We start from the raw sequence: 18,331 nt of genomic DNA on the forward strand, positions 1-18,331 counted from the left end.
GGCGACCCGAACCACACCTGGCGACCCGAACCACACCTGGCGACGACCCGCCGCGGGGCGGCCCGGCCGTCAGCCGTGCGCGGAGGTCCGGGTCCACCAGCAGGTGCGGGCCTGCTCGGTGAACCCGAGCTTGCGGTAGAGCGGTTCGCCGAGCGAGGTGGCGACCAGGGTGGCCGGGCGGTCGGGGCGCGCATGGGCCAGGGCGGTCTGGAGCACGGCACGGGCCACGCCCTGACCGCGCCGGCCGGGCAGGGTGGCGACCCAGTACACCCCGGTGGCCTGGCCGTCGTCGTAGGTGAGGCAGGTGCCGGCGGTGGCGCCGGCGACGCGGCCCAGCCAGGCCCGGAGCCCGGGTTCGTGCAGGAGCTGTTCCGGGAGCGCTTCGCCACGGGTCCAGGGCTGCCGGGCGGGCAGCGGGAAGCCGTCCACGATCGCGCGCTCGACCTGCGCGAACGCCTCGCCGTCCAGCGCCTCATCGACCGTCAGGGAGCCACCGCCGTGCGCCTCCGAGAGGAAGGGGAGGACGGCCGGGACTCCGTCGACCGGGCCGGGTTCACGGGTCATCACCGGCATGACCGGCATCCGGGTGGCACCGAACCGGGTCAGGTCGAGTGCGCCGTACGGGTCCTCCAGGGTGAAGCAGATGGTCTCCCACTCCTTCAGGATGTCCGCCAACTCCCTTTCCACCAGCGCCGATTCGACATACGGGCTGGTGACCACGAAGCGGTGCGAGTCCTCCGGGGTGCGGGCGCAGCGGACCGCCGTCAAGCCCGGGCGGGTGCGGAACCGCCAGCCGTGCACGCGGGCTTGGGCCAGCCAGAAGGCGGCGGCATTGTCGTTGGCCTGTTCGAGCCGGCTGTTGGTGTTCACGGCAGGACGGTAACCCGGACGTCACGCCCCGGTTTCGCCGCCCCGGCCCTGGCCGGATGAAGCCTGGGAGGCGCACGAGCTCATTTCGTGCGCCCTCTCGTGCACCGCCGATTTTCGGTCAATTTCGCGCCAATCCCTCCCGCTTGGGCAAATCCGCAGCCCAGACCCGCCGACCGGGCGCGCGCGGGCCGGACGCCCCAGGACCGGCCCCTCGACAACCAGCCACCGTTGCACCGGCCCTCTTCCCAGAAGGGTCGACGGGTGCCACGCTTCGTGATCGAATGCATCACGCCAAATTGCCATGTCGACATAGCGTCGGATGGTGAACTTGTCACAACGGCAATGGTCAACCCGATAGATTTCGATCTTGGCGAGCAGTGCCGCACCACCCACACCACACCACCGAGGGGGCTTGAGCGCCTTGAGCAGGGTGAGCAGGAGCGACGCGGGTCCTGACAGCGGCCAGGCGGCGGCCGGTATCGCGGCTCGGTCCGCGAGAAGTACCGGCACCTCCGCGACCGCCGCCACCACCCGCAACTCCGGCACCCCGGGCGCCGCCTCGCACTCCTCGTACCCCGCAGTGCCCTCCCCCGGCACCGCCGCCACCGGCACCCCGGCGACGGCCGCAGAGCACGGCGGAGCGGCACACGGCGGGCAGGCGTACGGCGGTCCCGCGTACGGCGGGCAGGCGTACAGCGGGTCGGCACACGGCGGAGCAGTACACGGCGGTCAGCAGGCGCACTCCGGACAGTCCGTCAGCCGAGGCGCCGTCAGTCCGGCGCAGGCCTACGGCGCCGACTTCCCGTCCTACCTCGGCTACCCAGGAGCGGGCGCGACGAACGGCGCGAACGGGGCGAACGGCACCCCTGGCCTGAACGGGGCCCCCGCCGGCTCCCTGGGCGGCCCGCTCGCCGGCCTCCCCCTGGGCTCCCCCGGCCACGGCCCGCTGGGCCACGGCAGTGGCCCGGGCGCGAACGGCTCGTCGACCCCGATGACGGTCTCCGCCCCGCGCAAGCTCTCCGGCCGCCGCCGGGAGACCGTCGCGGTGCTGATCTTCGGCGGCGCCCCGATCTTCGAGAGCTCGATCCCGCTGTCCGTCTTCGGCGTCGACCGCCAGGACGCCGGGGTACCGCGCTACCGGCTGCTGGTCTGCGCCGGCGAGGACGGCCCGCTCGCCACCACCGGCGGCCTCACCCTCTCCGCTCCGTACGGTCTGGAGGCCCTCGCCCGGGCCGGCACGATCGTCGTACCGGCCTGGCGCTCGATCTCGCAGCCGCCGCCGGTCGAGGCGATCACCGCCCTGCGCAAGGCCCACCACGAGGGCGCGCGGATCATCGGGCTCTGCACCGGCGCCTTCGTCCTGGCCGCCGCCGGCCTGCTCGACGGCCGTCCGGCGACCACCCACTGGATGTACGCGCCGACGCTGGCCAAGCGCTACCCCCGGGTGCACGTGGACCCGCGCGAGCTCTTCGTCGACGACGGCGACGTGCTCACCTCGGCCGGCACCGCCGCCGGCATCGACCTGTGCCTGCACGTGGTGCGCAGCGACCACGGCGCCGAGGCGGCCAACGCGCTGGCCCGCCGCCTGGTGGTCCCGAGCCGTCGCAGCGGCGGCGGACAGGCCCAGTACATCGATCAGTCTTTACCTGAAGAGATCGGCAACGACCCGCTGGCCGAGGTGGTCACCTGGGCGCTGGAGAACCTCAACCAGCAGTTCGACGTCGAGGTGCTGGCGGCCCGCGCGTACATGAGCCGACGCACCTTCGACCGGCGGTTCCGCACGCTCACCGGCAGCGCGCCGCTGCAGTGGCTGATCACCCAGCGGGTGCTCCAGGCGCAGCGGCTGCTGGAGACCTCGGAGCTGTCGGTGGACGACGTCGCCCGCCGGTGCGGGTTCCGTTCGCCGGTGGCGCTGCGCGGGCACTTCCGCCGCCAGCTCGGGGTCTCGCCGGCCGCGTACCGGACCAGCTACCGGGCGCGTCGGCCCGGGCCGCAGTCGGCGGTGCCGACCGGTCCGCACGGCGGCGACCTGCGGCTGCCCGGTGCCCTGCCGCACGCGGCGGCCGGGTCCGCGGCGGGCGCGACGATGTTCGGCGGGGCGCACGGCGCACAGCACGGCAGCCAGCACGGCGCGCAGCCCGCGTACCCGTTCCCGGCCGGGAACGGCACACCGGCGCAGGTCGGCCCGCACGGCCAGCCGCTGCCGCACGGCGCGTCGCCGGCCGCGGCGGGGCAGCCGGGCCCGCACGGCCAACCCGGCCCGTTCGCTCCGGGGCAGGCCGGGACGCCGGCCGACCGGGCCTTCCACGCCCGTGCCGGGCAGCCGTACCCGCACCAGCAGGCCGCGCAGCAGCCGCACCCCGGGCAGCAGGGTGCGGGGCGCGGTCCGGTTCGGTCGCCGCTGGTGCCGCCGCAGGCGGGGTCGGGGGCGGGGCGTCCGCCGCGCACCGCGGAGCACGCGGCGGCGGAGGACGGCCACCCCCAGCCGGGGGCGCGCGGCCAGGGGCAGGGGCACCGCAGTGCGGTCGAACGGCCCGCGGACGAACCGGGTGCCACGGCGGGCTCCGCCCGCGGTCACGGCTCGGCGAGCGGCCGGGTACCGGCCCCCGCCCCCACCGGGCAGCCGACGACCGGGGCGGGCGAGCTCCGGGGCCGGCAGGCGCGGGTGCCGCAGGCCCGTCCGCAGGGCGGCCGGGCGGCGGCGGCCGACGGCGCCCGGTCGGCGCGCGAGGCCCGTCCGACCCGGGACGGCCACGCGGTCCGGACCGGGCGGGAGGGCGAGCGGCCGGACGGCCACGGCCCGCACGGCGGCGCGGAGGAGCACCAGGCCGAGGGCTGTGCCCCGGAGCCCCGCTCGGCTCCGCCGGTCCCCGCGGCGCGTGATCGCGCCGTAGGGTGAGTTGTGTGAATGACCGTTTGGTATGGATCGACTGTGAAATGACCGGCCTCGACCTCGACCAGGACGCCCTGGTCGAGGTCGCGGCACTGGTGACGGACTCCGAGCTCAACATCCTCGGCGAGGGTGTGGACGTCATCATCCGCCCGCCGGCGGAGGCGCTGGCGGGCATGCCCGAGGTGGTGCGCGCGATGCACACCTCCTCCGGCCTGCTGGAGGAGCTGGAGCAGGGCGTGACGCTGGCCGAGGCCGAGGCGCGGGTGCTCGCGTACATCCGCGAGCACGTGCCGGAGGCCGGCCGGACGCCGCTGTGCGGGAACTCGGTGGCCACCGACCGCGGCTTCCTCGCCCGGGACATGCCGGCCCTGGAGAAGCACCTGCACTACCGGATCGTGGACGTCTCCTCGATCAAGGAGCTGGCCCGCCGCTGGTACCCGAAGGCGTACTACAACAGCCCGCAGAAGGGCGGCAACCACCGGGCGCTCGCCGACATCCGCGAGAGCATCGACGAACTGCGGTACTACCGCGAGGCGGTGTTCGTCCCGCAGCCCGGACCGGACACCGACACCGCGCGCGCCATCGCCGAGAAGTACCAGGCCTCGGAGGGCTGACCCGGGGGGCCGGGGGAGGTGCCCGCGTTCGCCTGGACGAAAGCCTGGCGCGAGCACCCTCTCGGATCCTGTAGAGTTCTTCCTGTCGGAACGGGAACGCGGAAGCGGGAACGAGCCGGACAGATGGTGGGTGTAGCTCAGTTGGTAGAGCACCTGGTTGTGGTCCAGGTGGCCGCGGGTTCAAGTCCCGTCACTCACCCCAGAGCCTGAGGGGCCGATCTCTTCGAGAGATCGGCCCCTCAGGCGTTTTCGCGTTCCCTCAACTGCCCGCCGTGGTTCGGGTTTTCCCGGCGCAGGCCTGCCGCCAGATGCTACCGGCTAGTAACATTCCTGCCATGACCACACCTTCGATCGGCCAGCAGCTCGACTCCACCGTGCCGATGGCGCACACCCTCAAGCTGGAGTACCTGGAGACCACCGCGGACCGCGCCGTGCTGCGACTGCCCGACCAGCCCGCGTACCACAACCACGTCGGCGGACCGCACGCCGGCGCGATGTTCACCCTCGCCGAGTCCGCCAGCGGCTGCATCGTGCTCGCCGCCTTCGGCGACCAGCTCTCCCGGGCCGTGCCGCTCGCGGTGAACGCCGAGATCGCCTACAAGAAGCTCGCCATGGGCGAGGTCACCGCCACCGCCCTCCTCGGCCGCCCCGCCGCCGAGGTCGTCGCCGAGCTGGACGCCGGTGGCCGCCCCGAGTTCCCGGTCACCGTCGAGATCACCCGCGCCGACGGCGCCGTCACCGGTGTGATGACCGTCACCTGGACGCTGCGCCCCAACTCCTGACCGCGCCACGGCCGGTGGCCCCGGGCAACCCGGCCCCGGGGCCACCCGTGCGATGACTGTCCGTGACGGCGGGCGTGACCTCACGACCCGTCCGCTCGTTCTCAACTCACATGCGAGCCAATCACGCGACCAAGCCCCTGGAACCCGCCCCCCGCGGCGTCGGCGCACGGCGCGCGATCGGCCGGTGGCTGCCCCGCGTCCTCGCCGCCGGCGGCGCCCTCCTCGCCCAACTCGGGGGCTTCGGCGCGCAGAGCGCCTCCGCCGACCCGCTGCCGGACCAGACCCGACCCGCCGTCCGCCGCACCCTGGCCGGCGGGCCGGCGCCCGGCCGGCCCGTCCAGGCCGGGCGGCCCGCGTACGACGGGCCGTCGGCCGAGCGGTCCGACGAGCCCGGGCGCCCGACGGCCGAGGAGACCGACCGCCCCTCCCCCGGGCTCGTCGGGGAACTGACCGGCGCCGTCCCCGACGCCGGGATCGACGGCGCCACCGGCACGGTCGGCAGCGTCTTCCAGGACCGGATCCGGGCCGGCGGCCTCCCCCTGCCCGGGCAACGGGCCGCCGTCCCCGACGCCTTCGCGATCGCCTCCGGCCTGCTCGACACCGCCCCCGCCCAGGGCCGCCCCGCCGAGACCCGTGCCTCCCGGGAGGGCGGGCCCGCCGAACTGCCCGCCACCGCACGGTCCGGCGCCGCCGGAGGCCGCTCCGCCGCACCGGCCGCCACCACCCGACCGTCCGGGGCGACCGACGCGCCCCCGGTCCAGGAGGCCACCGCTCCGGACGGGCGGAGCGCGACCGGAGCCGCCACGGGCCGTGACCGGACGGGCTCCACCACCGCCCCGCCGGTCGGGGCCGGCGCACCCGCCCAACCGTCCGAAACGCTCGCGCTCGCCGACACCGCCACGGTGACGGTCGTGGGCGACGGTTCCGCCACCGCGACCGCCGTCCTCGCGCCGATCGCCGCCGGGCTGCTGCTGACCGGCGCGGCCATGTGCAAGCACCGCGGCCTGCCGCGCGGGCACTGACCGGGCTCACGCTCCTGGCGACGGTTCCAGCACCGGCCGCGGGCGTGCCCGCCCGGGGGCGAACCGGGCGCCCCGTCAGGCAGTCGGCCGGGAGGTCAGCGGAAGACGCCCGGGGGCGGGGCCGGGGAGGGGGCGGCGGTGGCGTCCGTGGCGGGGACGGCCCCGGCGGCGAACGCGGTGAGGGCGGGGCCGTGTTCGACCCGGCCGAGGGCGGCGTCGGAGGCGACGCGGCGGGTGAGGTCGGCGATCGGGAGGGGGGCGTGGGCGCCGGCGAGGACGAGGTTGCCGAAGCGCTTGCCGCGCAGGACGGCGGGGTCGGCGACCAGGCACAGTTCGGGGAAGACCGCGCCGAGGGTGGCGATCTGGGAGCGGGCGAAGGGCAGCGCCGAGCCGTCGGCGATGTTGGCCGCGTACCAGCCGCCGGGGGCGAGGGCGCGGGCGGCGAGGGCGGTGAACTCGACGGTGGTGCAGTGGGCCGGGGTGCGGGCGCCGGAGAAGACGTCGGTGATGACCAGGTCGGCGCTGCCCTCAGGGGTGCGTTCGAGCACGCTGCGGGCGTCGGCGCCGCGCACCTTGATCTGCCAGCCGCGCTCCAACGGCAGCTCGGTGCGGACGAGTTCGGTGAGCGCGGTGTCGATCTCGGCGACCTGCTGGCGGGAGCGGGGCCGGGTGGCCGCGACGTAACGGGCCAGGGTGAGGGCGCCGCCGCCGAGGTGCAGCACGGTGAGCGGGCGGCCGGGCGGGGCGACCAGGTCGATCAGGTGGCCGAGCCGGCGCTGGTACTCGAAGCCGAGGTGGGTGGGGTCGGCGAGGTCGACCATGGACTGCGGGGCGCCGTCGATCAGCAGCGACCAGGCCGCGGGGCGGTCCCGGTCGGGGCGCAGTTCGGCGAGGCCGGAGCCGACCGGGCGGGTGAGCGGGCCCTGGGCGTGGGTGCGGCCGCCGGGGCCGGTGACGTCCGGCCCGGTGTCGCGCTCGGTGCCGCGGCCCGTGCCCCGGGCTGCTCTGCTGCTTCGTCCCATGACCGCCATTATCGCCGCCGGGCGGGGCGGCCTCGCTGGTCAGGAGGTCGGGGGCGTGCCAGGTGGATCCGGCCGGAGGGGCGGGCCAGGCTCGCGGGCCCGGCGGGATCCGCACGGCACGCCCGCTAGAACGGACCGAGGCCGCCTGCGGTGAGCGTGCAGGCGGCCTCGCAGAGGGCGGATCGGAGCACCCAGGCATCGGTGGGACGGGCGGCGCAGGCGGCGCCGGAGGGGGGCATCACCCACCGTGGGTCGGTGGCGGTCGGCAGCAGGGCGCCGGCGGTACAGGAACTGCCGGGCAGGTGCCAGGTCTCGCTGGTGCCGGCGGGGACGAGGAAGGTGACGGTGCTGCCGTTGCGGCTCTGCAGGACGGCCCCGCAGGCCCTGCGCAGCCGCAGGATGTCCACCGCCTCCAGGCCGTGCCGCAGGGCGACCGTCACGGTGTCGCAGGTGGTGACGAGGGTGTCCTGGTCCGGGCCGAGGCGGTGGCCGGGGTGCCGGCCGCCGCGGGGGGCGCGTCCGCCTTCGACCGGGCCCCGGCCGGGGATCCGGTCGTCGGCCGGGTCGGGGAGCAGGGCGGGGGCGGCGCCGGCGAGCACGCCGCCGGCGGCCGGTCGGTACTGCGGCAGTCCGGTGGCCATCATGGGCCCTCCTGTATCTCGTCGGGTCGGAAGCGCCGCCGCCCGGGAGGTGGGGGCCGCGGGGACGGACGACAGGCCGGGGCGACGGCCCGGGCTTCCACGTATCAGGACAACGCCGCGGACACCTCGCAGGCCACGGGGCGCCTTACAGCAAGGCATGGCATTTCATGGCGGATAACCCGCAACCACGCCCGCTTTATACCGAATTGGGGGTACATCTCCCATGAACCGGCTGTGGTCGACCGGTCACGCCCGGTACTGTCGGTGGCGGGTCACGACGATCCCACCGGCCACACCGGGCCGTTCCCGCACCGTCGCGCACCACCGTGCCGACACCCGGACCGTACCCGCACTTCGCCCCCTCACCCGACACCCGCGCACCTCCGGCGCCGCCGGCCGCGCGCCCGCACCACCACCCTCCGCACGACCACGGAGCGCACCATGGCAGCCACCCCACCGGCCGAGCCGAACCGCCCGTCACCCAACGCCGTGATGCGCGCACTGCGCGGCAACCGCTCACCCGGCGAGTTCGCCATGGCCGTGCGCCGGGCGGCCCGAGAGATCGGGGAGCACGTCTCCTGCGACGCCCGCTACGTCGGGCGGGTCGAATCCGGCGAGATCCGCTGCCCCAACTACGCCTACGAGCGGGTCTTCCGACACATGTGGCCGGATCGCACGCTCACCGAACTCGGCTTCTCCCCCCGGACCGCCGTCCGCCGCCGCCCGGCGGACAGTGCCGGCGGGAGGGCCGAAGCCCCCCCGCTCCACCCACCGTTCCCGCCCCCGCCCGCCCCGCGCTCACCAATCTCCACTCAACTCCCGTACGCTGCCTCGCCGTACGCGGATCCAGCCGCTCCGACCAGGCCCCCGTGGCCGAGGGCCGTCGCGGTGCCCCGGGGGCCTGATGGATCGCCCTATCTCGACGAGGAGAACGACGACGTGCGTCGCCGTACGTTCCTGGCCGGCGGCCCGACCGCGCTGGCCGCCGTGATCGGCATCGACCGGCCGACCGTGGCCGCCGCCGCGGCCACCGCCAGTGCCGCCGCCGACCCCGCCGCGCCGGTGCTGTTCGAACCCGGCCCCGGCGCCTTCGTGCCCGGCCGCCCCGGGCCGGTACCGCCACCCCGCAAGGTCGGCGCCGCCGAGGTGCTCGGCGTCGAGGAGGCCGTCCGGGAGATCCGGCTGGCCGACGACGCGCACGGCGGCGACACCCTGTTCGAACGCGCCGGGCAGTCGCTGCGCACCGCCTACCTGCTGCTCAACGAGGGCGAGTACAGCGCGGAGACCGAACGCCGGCTCCAGGCCGGGGCCGGCGAACTCGCCATCTCGGTGGGCTGGTTGGCACACGACTCGAACCGGCTGGCGGACGCCCGCTCGCTCTACGCCGAGGCGCTCGCCACCGCCCGCATGGCCGGCGACGCCGCACTGGAGGCGCACGTGTTCTGCAACAGCGCCTTCCTCGCCCGGGACGCCGGCCGCCCCCGCGAGGCGCTGCGCGCCGCCCAGGCCGGGCAGGTCGCCGCCCGCCAGCTGGACTCCCCCCGGCTGCTCGCGCTGCTGGCCATGCGGGAGGCCGGCGGCTGGGCGCTGCTGCAGGACCGCGCCGCCTGCGAACGCGCGATCGCCCGGTCGTACGCGCTGTTCGGCCGCGGCCGCTCCGAGGACGATCCGGAGTGGATGTCCTTCTTCGGCGAGGCGGAGATCGCCGGCCTGCAGTCGCAGTGCTGGTCCGCGCTCGGCGACTGGGACCGCGCCAGCGAGCAGGCCGCGCTGGCCATAGCACTGCAGAAGCCGCACTTCGTCCGCAACCGGGTGCTGTACACCGCCGAACTGGCCCACGACCGGCTCGGCCGGGGCGACCTGGCGGGTGCGGCGCACCACGGTTCGGCCGCCGTGGCGCTGTTCGGCGAAGTCCGTTCGGCCCGGATCCGGAGCATGCTGGCGGACACCGCCGAACGGCTGCGCCCGCACGTCGCCGTGACCGAGGTGCGTCACTTCCTGGCCGGGTACGACCAGGCGGCGGCCGCCTGAGGCACCGATCCTGACGGGACGTCAGTGGCCGGTGGCCAGGCCCTCCAGGTGGGAGAGGTCGTTCCAGACCTCCACGGCCGGCGCGCCGTACTCCCAGGAGAGCACGCAGAGCGCGGCGGTGCCGAGCTTGAAGCGCTGGGCGAACTCGGGCGGCAGGCCCAGCCAGCGCGCGGTCAGGATGCGCAGCAGGTGGCCGTGCGCGAACAGGACGACGTCCCGGTCCGCGCAGTGCATGACGGTGGTGTCCGGCTCGGGGACGCCGTGCTCCTCGTTGAGGCCGGCGAGGAAGGCGTCCACCCGGGCGGCCACCTCGGAGAGCTTCTCGCCGCCGGGCACGCCGTCGCGCCAGATCAGCCAGCCGGGGTGGTCGGTGGCGCGGATGTCCGCGCCGGTGCGGCCCTCGTACTGGCCGTAGTCCCACTCCATGAGCTCCGGGCGATCCACCGCCCGGTCGCCGAAGCCGGCCAGGGCGCAGGTCTCCCTGGCGCGGCCGAGCGGACTGGTGTAGACGAGCGCGTCCGGCAGCCCGTTCCAGGGGGCCTTGGCGAGGCGGGCGCCGAGCGCCCGGGCCATCGCCCGGCCCTCCTCGGTCAGCGGGATGTCGGTGCGGCCGGTGTGGCGGCCGGTGGCCGACCATTCGGTCTCGCCGTGGCGGACCAGCACGATTCGGGCGGGCATGGCAGGCTCCTCGCAGCGGGGCGGTGGCAACGGTCGGTCTCACCCTTGAGCACCGGGTTCCATGATCCCTCACCCGGACGGCGGGCACGATCGCGGGCCGGGTCGGGCCGAAACGGTCTCGGCACCCGGGCCGACCGGGGCCCGGGGTGTCCCCGTCCGGCACGCACGCGCGGTTCAGGCCGGAACAGGCCGGTCCGCACCGCATTGTCGGACCCGGGTGCGACACTGGGCCGCACCATGAACGTCTCGACGAACGTCCCGTCCACCGGGCACGCTGAGCCGCTCTCCCAGCGGCTCGCCGAACTGCGCGGTCCCGCGCCGCAACGCAGCCTGAACGCCCGTTCCCTCGCCGCGCTCGCCGCCAATCCGGGCTGCCACCGCCGCGCCGTGCTCGACGCGGCGGGGGTGGACAAGTCGACGCTGGCCGCCCGGCTCGGCCGCCCCGCGCCCTTCGGGCAGTCCCCGTTCGCGATCGCCCGCGGCGTGATCTTCGAGTCCCGGCTGAAGGCGGACGACTACGCCGCGCTGCTGGAGCCGCTGCGCGGCCACCTCGGCGTCCCGGCGGACGGCGGCACCCCCTTGCAGGTGCCGGACCTGCTGCACCGCTCCGGTCCCGCCGTCCGGGCCGACCGGACGGTCGAGGCGCTGGCCCGGGCCGCCGCCGACCCGCAGGCCTGGACGCTGCTGGACCACCCGATGCTGCGCCTGGACGTGGCCGGCGGCACCGCCTACCTGGAGCCGGACGCGGTCGTGGTGCACGGCGGCCGGTGCACGGTGGTCGAGATCAAGTCCTTCCCGGTGCTGGACGGCGGCGCGGACCCGGCCAAGGTCGGCGCCGCCGCCCGCCAGGCCGCCGTGTACGTGCTGGCGCTCCAGCGGACCGCCGCCGCGCTGGCCGGCCACCCGCTCGACGCCGACCCGTACGCCGAGCAGCGGCTGCCCGGCAGCCCCCGGTCGATCGTGCTGCTGGTCTGCCCGAAGGACTTCGGCAACCGGCCGACGGCCGTCACCGTCGACGTCCGCCGCGAGCTGGCCACCACCCGCCGCCAGCTGAGCCGGATGACCGGCATCGAGCGGCTGCTGGCGGAGCTGCCGGCGGGCGCCGACTTCGACCTGGCGGCGGACGAGGAGGGCGTGCCGGCCCGCTCCGCCGAGGAGCTGGCCGCCTCGGTCGAGGCGGTGCCCGCCGCGTACGGCCCGGACTGCCTCTCCACCTGCGAGCTCGGCTTCCACTGCCGCGCCCAGGCCCGCTGCGGCGACCGGGTCGAGCAGCTCGGCCGGGGTGTGCGCGGCGAACTGGGCAGCATCCGGACGGTGACGCGGGCCCTGGCCGCCGCCGAAGCCGGCATCGCCGCCGGCACCGGCCTGGACACCGCCGACGCGGACGAGGAGGCGGGCGTGGACGCGGGCGTGGACGAGGCGGCCGAACGGCTGGCCTACGCGGCCGCGCTGCGCGCCGAGGCGCTGGGCAAGGCCCCGACGGCGGGCCACGCATGAGCCTGCTGACCACCCTCGCCCGGCTGGAGGCCGTCCGCAGCGGGCAGGCCGAGCCGCTGGCCACCGTCCGGCACCGGCACCTGTCCGACCGCCCGATGGTGGTCGTGCCGCTGACGGCCGCCGGTGAGGCCGGCGCGCCGCTGGCGGTGCTGCTCGGCACCGACCGGGACGCACCCCGGCTGCACCTGGTGCCGCAGCCGCTCAACCGCACCCTGCGGTTCGACTTCCTGGCCGAGCTGGCCGCCGACCTGCTGCCGTACCTGGAGTCCTTCGCCGAGGACGTGGAGCAGATCGAGGGCTCCGAGAAGGACCCGGAGACCGGCGAGAAGACCCAGGTGTTCCGCGAGCTGTGCGCCGACGCGCCGCAGCTGATCGTGCCGAACGGCGCGGGCGTGCGGCACCTGGCCCTGCTCGGCCGCTCCACCCGGTTCCGCCGCACGGTCGAGGACGACGAGCCGGGGCCGTACCCCGCGCCGGTGCGGGTGCCGCTGCTCGGCCGCTGGCTGACCCACCTCACCGACCGCGCCCAGGTGCCCGGCACCAGCCTGCTGCTGCCGATGACCGGCCTGCTGGCCCGGCACTGGGCCACCGGCCAGAGCCACCTGGAGGACCAGCACCTGGCCGCCCACCTGGCCTGGCACGCCCCGCCGGACGGCCTCACCGGTGCCGAGGCGGCCGAGCGCGCCGAGTCCGCCCGGGACGACCGGGGGCAGTTGCTGCACCCGCCGGCCGGCCCGGCCACCGATCCGCGCTTCGACGAGTTCGTGCTCGCCCCGGCGATCGCCCGCTACGACACCGCCACGGCCGCCCTCCAGCACAGCACCGAGCAGCGCGACGAGGCCGCCGCCGAGCGTGCCCGGGCGGCCGTCCGGGCGGCGGTCGAGCAGTTGCGCGAGGTGCTGGCGGCGGTGCTGCTGCCCACCTGGCGGGACGTCTGGCGCGGCCTGGATCTGCTGCGCGGGCTGCCGCCCGCCGGGCACCTGGCGGAACGCTGGACCGGCGACCGCTGGTCCTACACCGGCCACCGGGACCGGCTGGCGGCCGGCGAGCCGCCGCAGCCGCGGCAGGACGACGCCGTCACGGCCGCCCGCAAGCTCGCCCAGCGCGAACGCGAGCAGACCCGGCTGGACGTCCAGGAAGCGCTGGACGATCCGCTGGCGATGGCCGAACACCGGCTGTCCGGCGAGGCGTTCAGCGGCGTGGTGACCGAGGTGGTGCCGGACTACGACACCACCGGCCGCTCCCCCAAGCCGCGCCCGCTGATCACCCTGCGCACCGCCGACCGCCCGCACGCCGACCTCGGGCGGGAGGCGCACCGGGTGTGGGGGTCCCCCCAGCCGGAGGCCGGCGGCGGCCGGTCCCCGCAGAAGGCGGAGATCGCGGCCGTCGACCCGGCCGGGGGCACCATCACCCTGCGCGTACTGTCCGGCATGGGGCGCAGGAAGGAGCCCGAGCCGGGCAGCCTGCCCGAGCCCGGCGATCCGGTCACCTTCACCCTGTTCGAGCTGACGGTCCGCCAGTCCGCGCCGCTGCCCGAGCCGGACGACACCCCGTGGACGCACGGCGGCCCGCCCGGGGCCGCGACCGTACCCGCCCCGTCCGTCTCCGAGGAGTGGGAATGATGGCCGAGTCGAACACCGGGCAGGCACCGGGCGCGGCCGCCGACGCCGCCGTGGCCCGGATCCTGGCCGCGACCGTCCACCCGGCGGCCGGCGCCCCGCGCGGCGTGGTGGTCGATTCCCCGCCCGGCGCCGGGAAGTCGACGCTGGTGGTGCGGGCGGCCCGGGAGCTGGTCGAGGCCGGCGAGCGGCTGATGATCGTCGCCCAGACCAACGGCCAGGTGGACGACCTGGTCGGCCGACTCGCCGAGAAGGCACCGGACCTGACGATCGGCCGGCTGCACGCCGCCGACGCCCGGCCCGGCCCGGAGGTGCTGAAGCACGCCAACGTCACGCCCTCCGACAAGGTCGCCGAGCTGGTCGAGCACGACGTGGTGATCTCCACCTCGGCCAAGTGGCAGTGGGTACGGGCCGAGGCGCCGTGGCGGCACGCGATCGTCGACGAGGCGTACCAGATGCGCTCGGACGCCCTGCTCGCGGTGGCCCGGCTGTTCGAGCGGGCGCTGTTCGTCGGCGACCCGGGCCAGCTGGACCCGTTCACCGTGGTCGGCACCGAGCAGTGGGCGGGCCTGTCGTACGACCCGTCGAGCAGCGCCGTGGTCACCATGCTGGCGCACAACCCGCAGATCGAGCCGCACCGGCTGCCGGTCTCCTGGCGGCTGCCGGCCAGCGCGGCGCCGCTGATCTCGCGGGCGTTCTACCCGTACACGCCGTTCCGCTCCGGCACCGGCCCGGACGACCGCCGGCTGAGCGCCGCCGTCCGGCCCGACGGCGGCGCGCTGGACGCCGCCATCGACCGGGCCGCCGAGCACGGCTGGGCGCTGCTGGAGCTGCCCGCCCGGCACACCGTGCGGACCGATCCGCAGGCGGTGGCGGCCGTCGCGGCCACCGTCCGGCGGCTGCTGGAGCGCGGGCTGACCGCCCGCTCCGAACAGGGCGAGGCGCCTCTCACCGCGGACCGGATCGCGGTCGGCACCGCCCACCGGGACCAGGCCGCGGCCGTCCGCGCGGCTCTGCTCAAGGTGGGCGTCCCGGTGGACCAGGCGGCCGGCCCGGCCGTCACGGTGGACACCGCCAACCGGCTGCAGGGCCGCGAGTACGACGTCACGGTGGTGCTGCACCCGCTGTCCGGGCGGCCCGACGCGACGGCCTTCCACCTGGAGACCGGCCGGCTGTGCGTGCTCGCCTCCCGGCACCGGCACGCCTGCATCGTGGTCGCCCGGGCCGGGATCGGCGAGCTGCTGGACGAGCACCCGTCCACCGAGCCGGTCCAGCTGGGCGTCCCGGTCGCCTTCCCGGACGGCTGGGAGGCCAACCACCAGGTGCTGCACCACCTGAGCGGCCACCGGGTGCGCCTGGGCTGACCGGCCGGGCGCGCCAGGCCCCGGTCTCGGTCTCGGTCTCGGTCCACCCGGAGGAGTAGCGCGACCCCGGCGCGTGCGGGGGAATAGCGCCCGCACGCGCACCGTTCCGTTACGGGCCGCCGCCGCGCGACAATGGACGGCGGCCACGGCCGTGCGGCGCGGCCCGGAGCAGCCGCCGCCCACCCCCACCGAGACCCGGAGGTGTCCGTTCATGCCCGACTCCCACACGAAGGCGTCCGACCACGGCGGTCAGGCCGACCCCGCGCGGCGTCTGCGTCCGGTGCAGCTGCTGTTCGAGCCGCAGTCCGCCGAACCGGAGCCGGAACGATTCTTCGATCTGGAGTCGATCGACGACCCCGCGGACCTGCTGCGCCGCTCCACCGAGCTGGCCCTGGCCTTCCGAATGGCCGCCGAGCGGGCCACCGACTTCCAGGCGGTCGCCGCCGCGCAGCTGGCGGACCCGCGCCGCTTCGACGCGCTGTCCGACGCCGAGATCGCGCAGCGGGCGGACTGGACCCCCGACTACGCGGCCAAGATGATCGAGTACGGCCGCGGGCTGCTCCAGCCCCGCCGCCACGAGGACTGAGCGCAGCCGGACACGAGGCGCCGGAGCGGCAAGCCCTGGCGCTCCGGCGCCCCGGCATCGGCCGCTGGCATATGCACGAGCGGGGAAGGGTACGCGGTTCCCCGTCGTCCTGTCCGGCAAACCGCGCTTTCCCTCCCACCCGGCCCGCGGACGGCACAGGCTGCTGTCCGTGGACATCTGGACGTATCAGTCGGTGGAGTACGTCACCGTGGCCGGCGAGGCCTGGCTCGCCTCCGCCAGCGAGTACCCGCGCAGCATGCGCGCCCTCTGGGAGACCCGGCCGTGGGCGCCCTCGGTGCTGCCCTGCGGGCGCGCCTTCGACGTGATCAGCATGCCGTCGCTGTTCGGCCGCCGGGTGCTGGACGAGCTGTGGGCCTCCGGGCCGGGCTGCGGGCCGGTCGCCTCCTACCGGGGGCGGACGCTGCTGTTCGTCCAGCCCGGCGCGGGGCCCCGGCTGCGCCGGCTGCTGGCCTGGGAGGAGTGGGCCCGGGACGTGCCGCCCCTGCTGTGCCACGGCAAGGGCGACGCGGTGACCGTGCCGCCGGTGCAGCGGATGGTGAACGGCCCGGACTCCCCCGGGCCGGGCTCCGGCCGGTGGATCGTCGCCCCGGAGGACCGGGAGCCGTGGCTGCCGGGCGCCTCGGTGGTGCTGTGGGCGTGCGTGCGGGCGGCCCGGGAGCCGGCCGCGGCCGTGCCGGCCGGCGCGGCGGCCGTGACCGGAGGGTGAACGGAGGACGGCCGGTATTCGATTTTGGCGCGGACCCCGGGCGCTGCTAAAGTCTTCTCTGTCAGCAGGCGCCGCTAGCTCAGTTGGTTAGAGCAGCTGACTCTTAATCAGCGGGTCCGGGGTTCGAGTCCCTGGCGGCGCACAGACAGCCGGAAGGCCCCTTGCGAAAGCGAGGGGCCTTCCGGCGTTTCCCGTGCGAACCGGCGAACCGGCGAAAGCCGATCCGGCGAACAAGGAGACAGGACCGGGCCGCCCGCCGGAGCGGACGGCCCGACCGGGGCTCAGCGGCCGCGCAGCGCGCGGTAGCGGGCGACCAGCTCGGCGGTGGAGCTGTCCAGCTGCTCGGCGCCCTCGCCGGTCAGCAGCACCGGCTCGATCCGCTTGGCGAGCACCTTGCCCAGCTCGACGCCCCACTGGTCGAAGGAGTCGATGTTCCAGATCGCGCCCTGGACGAAGACCTTGTGCTCGTAGAGCGCGACCAGCTGGCCGAGCACCGAGGGGGTCAGCTCGGCGGCCAGGATGGTGCTGGTCGGGTGGTTGCCCTGGAAGGTCTTGTGCGGGACGAGTTCCGCGGGCACGCCCTCGGCCGCCACCTCCTCCGGGGTCTTGCCGAAGGCCAGCGCCTGGGTCTGGGCGAAGAAGTTGGCCAGCAGCAGGTCGTGCTGGGCGACCAGGCCCGGGAGCAGGTCGGCGACCGGCTTGGCGAAGCCGATGAAGTCGGCCGGGATCAGCTTGGTGCCCTGGTGCAGCAGCTGGTAGTAGGCGTGCTGGCCGTTGGTGCCGGGGGTGCCCCAGACCACCGGGCCGGTCTGCCAGGTCACCGGCGAGCCGTCACGGGTCACCGACTTGCCGTTGGACTCCATGTCCAGCTGCTGAAGGTAGGCGGTGAACTTCGACAGGTAGTGCGAGTAGGGCAGCACGGCGTGCGCCTGGGCGTCGAAGAACGCGCCGTACCAGACGCCGAGCAGGCCGAGCAGCAGCGGGACGTTCTGCTCAGGCGGCGCGGTGCGGAAGTGCTCGTCGACCAGGTGGAAGCCGTCCAGCATCTCGCGGAAGGCGTCCGGGCCGATGGCGATCATCAGCGAGAGGCCGATCGCCGAGTCGTAGGAGTAGCGGCCGCCGACCCAGTCCCAGAACTCGAACATGTTGTCGGTGTCGATGCCGAAGTCCCGCACGCCCTCGGCGTTGGTGGACAGCGCGACGAAGTGCTTGGCCACCGCCTCGGTGCCGGCGCCCAGCCCGGTGAGCAGCCAGTCGCGGGCCGAGACCGCGTTGGTGATGGTCTCGATGGTGGTGAAGGTCTTCGAGGCGACGATGAACAGCGTCTCGGCCGGGTCGAGGTCGCGGACCGCCTCGTGCAGGTCGGCGCCGTCCACGTTGGAGACGAAGCGGACGTCGAGGTCGCGCTTGGCGAACGAGCGGAGCACCTCGTAGGCCATCGCGGGGCCGAGGTCGGAGCCGCCGATGCCGATGTTGACGACGGTGCGGATCGGCTTGCCGGTGTGGCCGCGCCACTCGCCGCCGCGGACCCGCTCGGCGAAGCCGGCCATCTTGTCGAGGACGGCGTGCACGGCGGGCACCACGTTCTCGCCGTCGACCTCGATCACGGCACCGCGCGGGGCGCGCAGCGCGGTGTGCAGGACGGCGCGGTGCTCGGTGTTGTTGATCTTCTCGCCGCGGAACATCGCATCCCGCAGCTCGGCGACGCCGGTGGCCGCGGCGAGTTCGCGCAGCAGCTCCAGCGTCTCGTCGGTGACCAGGTGCTTGGCGTAGTCCACGTGCAGGTCGCCGACCTGGAGGGTGTAGCGGCGGCCGCGCTCCGGGTCGGCGGCGAACAGCTCGCGCAGGTGCGTCTCGCCCAGCGCGGCCCGGTGCTTGCCGAGGGCGGCCCACTGCGGGGTGCGGTCGAGCGGGGTGCGGGCGTCGGCACGGGTCTCCGACATCGGTGGTTCCTCGATTCATCTGGGTGCGGAAACCGGCAGGGC

General features: G+C 75.5%; 14 protein-coding genes, 2 tRNA genes and 1 pseudogene. 12 read left to right on the forward strand and 5 right to left on the reverse strand.

Annotation, left to right across the window (positions count from 1 at the left end; all coding sequences use genetic code 11):
* Window positions 1–69: 69 nt before the first annotated feature.
* Window positions 70–870, reverse strand: a complete 801-nt coding sequence (locus ACIQVZ_RS23385; protein ID WP_402452582.1) for a GNAT family N-acetyltransferase — start codon at window positions 868–870, stop codon at window positions 70–72.
* A 991-nt stretch (window positions 871–1,861) separates the two neighbouring features.
* Here ACIQVZ_RS23385 and ACIQVZ_RS23390 point away from each other — a divergent pair.
* The 5 genes and pseudogenes from ACIQVZ_RS23390 to ACIQVZ_RS23410 form a co-directional block, all read left to right on the forward strand.
* Window positions 1,862–2,861: pseudogene (locus ACIQVZ_RS23390) on the forward strand (helix-turn-helix domain-containing protein); the annotation flags it as partial.
* 913 nt (window positions 2,862–3,774) lie between these two features.
* Window positions 3,775–4,377, forward strand: coding sequence for an oligoribonuclease (gene orn, locus ACIQVZ_RS23395; RefSeq protein ID WP_350882546.1), 603 nt, complete (start codon window positions 3,775–3,777; stop codon window positions 4,375–4,377).
* Between the two features lie 126 nt (window positions 4,378–4,503).
* Window positions 4,504–4,579, forward strand: a tRNA-His gene (locus ACIQVZ_RS23400).
* A 133-nt stretch (window positions 4,580–4,712) separates the two neighbouring features.
* Window positions 4,713–5,159: a DUF4442 domain-containing protein gene (locus tag ACIQVZ_RS23405; RefSeq protein WP_350882547.1), complete on the forward strand. Its 447-nt coding sequence runs from the start codon at window positions 4,713–4,715 to the stop codon at window positions 5,157–5,159.
* A gap of 110 nt (window positions 5,160–5,269) precedes the next feature.
* Window positions 5,270–6,181: a hypothetical protein gene (locus tag ACIQVZ_RS23410; RefSeq protein ID WP_402452585.1), complete on the forward strand. Its 912-nt coding sequence runs from the start codon at window positions 5,270–5,272 to the stop codon at window positions 6,179–6,181.
* Window positions 6,182–6,276: 95 nt separating this feature from the next.
* Here ACIQVZ_RS23410 and ACIQVZ_RS23415 read toward each other — a convergent pair whose 3' ends face one another.
* Window positions 6,277–7,212, reverse strand: a complete 936-nt coding sequence (locus ACIQVZ_RS23415) for a fused MFS/spermidine synthase (RefSeq protein WP_350882551.1) — start codon at window positions 7,210–7,212, stop codon at window positions 6,277–6,279.
* Between the two features lie 116 nt (window positions 7,213–7,328).
* Window positions 7,329–7,847 (reverse strand): hypothetical protein, encoded by a 519-nt coding sequence (locus tag ACIQVZ_RS23420; RefSeq protein ID WP_350882553.1) that lies wholly within the window; start codon window positions 7,845–7,847, stop codon window positions 7,329–7,331.
* Window positions 7,848–8,285: 438 nt separating this feature from the next.
* Between ACIQVZ_RS23420 and ACIQVZ_RS23425 the strand changes: the two genes are divergently transcribed.
* Entirely contained in the window at window positions 8,286–9,875 is a 1,590-nt protein-coding gene (locus tag ACIQVZ_RS23425; protein ID WP_350882555.1) for a tetratricopeptide repeat protein, read from the forward strand.
* Window positions 9,876–9,896: 21 nt separating this feature from the next.
* On the opposite strand, the gene ACIQVZ_RS23430 is transcribed toward ACIQVZ_RS23425, so the two are convergent.
* Window positions 9,897–10,553, reverse strand: coding sequence for a histidine phosphatase family protein (locus ACIQVZ_RS23430; protein ID WP_350882557.1), 657 nt, complete (start codon window positions 10,551–10,553; stop codon window positions 9,897–9,899).
* 237 nt (window positions 10,554–10,790) lie between these two features.
* Here ACIQVZ_RS23430 and ACIQVZ_RS23435 point away from each other — a divergent pair, with 237 nt between their 5' ends.
* The 6 genes from ACIQVZ_RS23435 to ACIQVZ_RS23460 all read left to right on the forward strand — a co-directional run bounded on the left by ACIQVZ_RS23435 (window position 10,791) and on the right by ACIQVZ_RS23460 (window position 16,488).
* Complete coding sequence (locus ACIQVZ_RS23435; protein ID WP_402452587.1) at window positions 10,791–12,050, forward strand: hypothetical protein; 1,260 nt, start codon at window positions 10,791–10,793, stop codon at window positions 12,048–12,050.
* Window positions 12,047–13,672: a hypothetical protein gene (locus ACIQVZ_RS23440; RefSeq protein WP_402452589.1), complete on the forward strand. Its 1,626-nt coding sequence runs from the start codon at window positions 12,047–12,049 to the stop codon at window positions 13,670–13,672. Before ACIQVZ_RS23435 ends, ACIQVZ_RS23440 begins: the two co-directional genes overlap by 4 nt.
* Window positions 13,669–15,033 (forward strand): AAA family ATPase, encoded by a 1,365-nt coding sequence (locus ACIQVZ_RS23445; RefSeq protein WP_402452591.1) that lies wholly within the window; start codon window positions 13,669–13,671, stop codon window positions 15,031–15,033. The genes ACIQVZ_RS23440 and ACIQVZ_RS23445 overlap by 4 nt, the downstream gene beginning before the upstream one ends.
* Before the next feature lie 211 nt (window positions 15,034–15,244).
* Window positions 15,245–15,619, forward strand: coding sequence for a hypothetical protein (locus ACIQVZ_RS23450; protein WP_350882564.1), 375 nt, complete (start codon window positions 15,245–15,247; stop codon window positions 15,617–15,619).
* Between the two features lie 169 nt (window positions 15,620–15,788).
* Window positions 15,789–16,346, forward strand: coding sequence for a bifunctional DNA primase/polymerase (locus ACIQVZ_RS23455; protein ID WP_402452592.1), 558 nt, complete (start codon window positions 15,789–15,791; stop codon window positions 16,344–16,346).
* 68 nt (window positions 16,347–16,414) lie between these two features.
* Window positions 16,415–16,488 (forward strand) — tRNA-Lys (locus ACIQVZ_RS23460).
* 139 nt (window positions 16,489–16,627) lie between these two features.
* On the opposite strand, the gene pgi is transcribed toward ACIQVZ_RS23460, so the two are convergent.
* Window positions 16,628–18,289: a glucose-6-phosphate isomerase gene (gene pgi / locus ACIQVZ_RS23465; protein WP_350882566.1), complete on the reverse strand. Its 1,662-nt coding sequence runs from the start codon at window positions 18,287–18,289 to the stop codon at window positions 16,628–16,630.
* Window positions 18,290–18,331: the final 42 nt, after the last annotated feature.

The sequence above is a fragment of the Kitasatospora sp. NPDC098663 genome, assembly GCF_044760075.1.
Taxonomy (GTDB): Bacteria; Actinomycetota; Actinomycetes; order Streptomycetales; family Streptomycetaceae; genus Kitasatospora.

Bases quoted from the DNA above. Each gene is read 5' to 3' on its own strand.
- ACIQVZ_RS23405 (WP_350882547.1), top strand. From the start codon at position 4,713: ATGACCACACCTTCGATCGGCCAGCAGCTCGACTCCACCGTGCCGATG.
- ACIQVZ_RS23410 (WP_402452585.1), top strand. From the start codon at position 5,270: ATGCGAGCCAATCACGCGACCAAGCCCCTGGAACCCGCCCCCCGCGGC.
- ACIQVZ_RS23415 (WP_350882551.1), bottom strand. From the start codon at position 7,212: ATGGCGGTCATGGGACGAAGCAGCAGAGCAGCCCGGGGCACGGGCCGC.
- ACIQVZ_RS23420 (WP_350882553.1), bottom strand. From the start codon at position 7,847: ATGATGGCCACCGGACTGCCGCAGTACCGACCGGCCGCCGGCGGCGTG.
- ACIQVZ_RS23425 (WP_350882555.1), top strand. From the start codon at position 8,286: ATGGCAGCCACCCCACCGGCCGAGCCGAACCGCCCGTCACCCAACGCC.
- ACIQVZ_RS23430 (WP_350882557.1), bottom strand. From the start codon at position 10,553: ATGCCCGCCCGAATCGTGCTGGTCCGCCACGGCGAGACCGAATGGTCG.
- ACIQVZ_RS23435 (WP_402452587.1), top strand. From the start codon at position 10,791: ATGAACGTCTCGACGAACGTCCCGTCCACCGGGCACGCTGAGCCGCTC.
- ACIQVZ_RS23440 (WP_402452589.1), top strand. From the start codon at position 12,047: ATGAGCCTGCTGACCACCCTCGCCCGGCTGGAGGCCGTCCGCAGCGGG.
- ACIQVZ_RS23445 (WP_402452591.1), top strand. From the start codon at position 13,669: ATGATGGCCGAGTCGAACACCGGGCAGGCACCGGGCGCGGCCGCCGAC.
- ACIQVZ_RS23450 (WP_350882564.1), top strand. From the start codon at position 15,245: ATGCCCGACTCCCACACGAAGGCGTCCGACCACGGCGGTCAGGCCGAC.
- pgi (WP_350882566.1), bottom strand. From the start codon at position 18,289: ATGTCGGAGACCCGTGCCGACGCCCGCACCCCGCTCGACCGCACCCCG.